This is a genomic window from Dermacoccus sp. CCH2-D9 (assembly GCF_001556795.1).
Taxonomy (GTDB): Bacteria; Actinomycetota; Actinomycetes; order Actinomycetales; family Dermatophilaceae; genus Dermacoccus; species Dermacoccus nishinomiyaensis.
Window position 1 is genome coordinate 1 of the sequence record NZ_LSJT01000088.1, and the last position, 517, is coordinate 517.

Annotated in this window: 1 pseudogene; it reads left to right on the forward strand. The window is 77.2% G+C overall.

From position 1 onward, the window contains the following. Positions 1-517: pseudogene (locus AX669_RS13660) on the forward strand (DNA polymerase III subunit alpha); the annotation flags it as partial.

Sequence of the window (517 nt, forward strand, 5' to 3'; positions counted from 1 at the left end):
GGCGTGCACCGCCGCAGGCCTCGAGCCGATCCTCGGCGTCGACCTCGCGCTGGCGCCCGAGCGCGTGCTGCGGGCGCGTACCCCCGCCAAGGGTGGCCCGGCGCGGGACGAGCGGAGCCCGCGCGTCACCGTCCTCGCCCGCGGTGCGGCGTCGGGGCTCGCGCCGGGGCTGGGGTGGGCCCAGCTGTGCCGTCTCGTCACCGATGCTCATCTGAGCGGTGAGCGCGGCGCGCCCGCCACGAGTCTCGACCGGGTGGCCGCGCACGTCACGCACGAGAGCGAACCGAACCAGCCGGCACTCACGGTGCTCCTCGGCCCGGATTCGGACGTCGGGCAGGCACTCCTGCGTGGTCGTCACGCCGAGGCCGAGGCCCTGGTGCGTCGCTGGCGAACCGCTCTCCCGCACGGCGCGCTCGCCCTCGAGGTGGCCTGCCACGACGGCCCGCCCGAGGCGATGGCCAGTCGGCGTCACGCGACGAACCTGTGGCGCCTCGCCCGTCGGTGCGGCGTGCCCGCC